Source organism: Bradyrhizobium sp. (assembly GCF_030646015.1).
GTDB lineage: Bacteria > Pseudomonadota > Alphaproteobacteria > Rhizobiales > Xanthobacteraceae > Bradyrhizobium.
This window is the reverse complement of sequence record NZ_JAUSLT010000137.1, coordinates 1-2517: the sequence shown is the minus strand read 5'-3', so window position 1 is coordinate 2517 and position 2517 is coordinate 1. Positions and strand designations below refer to the sequence as shown.

Annotated in this window: 1 protein-coding gene; it reads left to right on the top strand. The window is 63.7% G+C overall.

Annotated features, from left to right (window positions below; translation table 11 throughout):
• Positions 1-289 precede the first annotated feature (289 nt).
• The coding region (locus Q7T45_RS21020) for a glycosyltransferase (protein WP_304873244.1) at positions 290-2517 on the top strand (2228 nt) is incomplete at its 3' end.

Below are 2517 nucleotides of genomic sequence, written 5' to 3'. Positions count from 1 at the left end.
GCAACCGGCCGCGACCGCCGGCAGCGCCGCGCCGACCCCCGCGGCGGCGCAGCCTGCCGCCGCCCCCACCCCGGTGCCAGCGGCGAAATAGCCCTGCAAGCGTTCCGGTTTTCCGGAACGATCCGAATATTCACGTCCTGTAAATGTTCGCGCCCTCAAAACGCCACGCCGTCATAAGAGTTGTTAAATCGCGTGGCAGAGATATGCTCGCTTTGCCGCTGACTTGGTCGGATCTCGGGGACGGATCCGCTGCCCTGCCATCTTGGCCCCATCATATGGTTTAGTCTCGATGCGCGCCGTGGTCGCCGTTCTCTTGTGTGTGACTGCCGCTCATGCCGCCCTGTGGGGCGTGCTGCGCGAAAAGCAGGAGGCTCCCGACTTCAGGGGCAAGCTGCCCAGCGTATCCTACGCGCCGTTCGAGGGCAGCGGGCATCCTGACGTCGACAACATTCCCAGCGTCGAGAAAATCCGCGCCGACCTCAAGGTATTGGCGCCGCTGACGCGCGCGATCCGGCTTTATTCCTCGACCGGCGGCGTCGAACTGGTGCCGCCTATCGCGGCCGAATTCGGCTTGAAAGTCACCGTCGGCGCCTGGATCGACAAGAACAGCGAGCGCAACGAGCGCGAAATCCAGGCCGCCATCACCCTTGCCAAGCGCAACAGCAATGTGAACGGCATCGTCGTCGGCAACGAGACGATCTTTCGCGGCGAGCAGAAGGTCGAAGACCTCGTCGAACTCATCAAGCAGGTCAAAAAATCGGTCAATGTCCCTGTAACTACAGGTGAAATCTGGAATATCTGGCGCGACAATCCGGAGCTGGCGTCGTCCGTCGACTTCATCGCCGCGCACGTGCTGCCCTACTGGGAAAACTTCACCGACAAGCAGGCGGTGGACCAGGCGGTCTACCTCTACGGGCTGCTGCGCGAAAAATTCCCCGGCAAGCGGATCGTGATCGCCGAATTCGGATGGCCGAGTGCCGGCTACAATCTGAAGAATGCCGAGCCCGGCACCTTCGAGCAGGCCGCGGTGCTGCGTAACTTTGTCACCCGCGCCGAAGCCATCGGCATGGAATACAACATCGTCGAGGCGATCGATCAGCCCTGGAAGTACTTCGAAGGCGGCGTCGGACCCTATTGGGGCATGCTCAACGCCGCCCGCGAGCCGAAATTCGCCTGGACCGGGCCGATCGTGAACGAGAACTACTGGAAGCTCGCGGCCATCGCCGTGCTGGTCGGCATCCTGCTGTCGCTGCCGATCGTGCGCCTTGCCGGTCCCACGGTGATGCAGTCGCTGATGCTGTCGGCGGCGGCCAATGGCGTCGGCGCCTGGGCTGCCACCGTGTTCGCTTATTGGGAAGGCCACTATTTTGTCTTCGGCTCGGCCTTCGCGCTGACGCTGGGGCTGATCCTGCTGGTTCCACTGGTGCTGATCGCGATGGCGCGGATCGAGGACATCGCCGCCATTGCCTTCGGTCACAAGCCGCGCCGGCTGATCGTCAAGGGTGCCCCGCTGGCGCCGGCGACTATCGGCGAGGCCGTTACCTTCCCCAAGGTCTCGATCCATATCCCCGCCTATTTCGAGCCGGTCGACATGCTCAAGCAGACGCTCGATGCGGTGGCCCGGCTGGACTATCCGAATTTCGAATGCGTCGTGATCATCAACAACACGCCCGATCCGGAATTCTGGCAGCCGATCCAGGATCACTGCCGCGCGCTGGGCGAGCGCTTCGTGTTCATCAACGCCGAGAAGGTCGAGGGCTTCAAGGCCGGCGCGCTGCGCATCGCCATGGAGCGCACCGCTGTCGATGCCGAGATCATCGGCATCATCGACGCCGATTATGTCGTGCAGCCGGACTGGCTGAAGGATCTGGTGCCGGTGTTCGCCGATCCCCGCGTCGGCCTGGTGCAGGCGCCGCAGGATCATCGCGACGGCGACACCTCGCTGATGCACTACATCATGAACGGCGAATATGCCGGTTTCTTCGACATCGGCATGGTCCAGCGCAACGAGGTCAACGCCATCATCGTTCACGGCACCATGTGCCTGATCCGGCGCGCGGCGATGGACATGGCCGGCGGCTGGGCCGGCGACACCATCTGCGAGGACACCGACCTCGGCCTCGCCATCATCGAGCACGGCTGGCTGACGCATTACACCAACCACCGCTACGGCCACGGCCTGCTGCCGGACACCTACGAGGCCTTCAAGAAGCAGCGCCACCGCTGGGCCTATGGCGGCTTCCAGATCGTCAAGAAGCACTGGCGCCGCTTCCTGCCCGGCGCCAGCCGGCTGTCGCCGGACCAGCGCCGCGAATTCGCGCTGGGCTGGCTGAACTGGCTCGGCGCCGAAAGCCTGGGCGTGCTGGTCGCCATCCTGAACCTGATCTGGGTGCCGATCGTCGCCTTCGCCGACATCTCCATTCCCGACAAGATCCTGACGCTGCCGATCATCGCCGCCTTCGTGGTCTCGCTGGCCCATTTCATCGTGCTGTACCGGCTGCGGGTGCACATCAAATG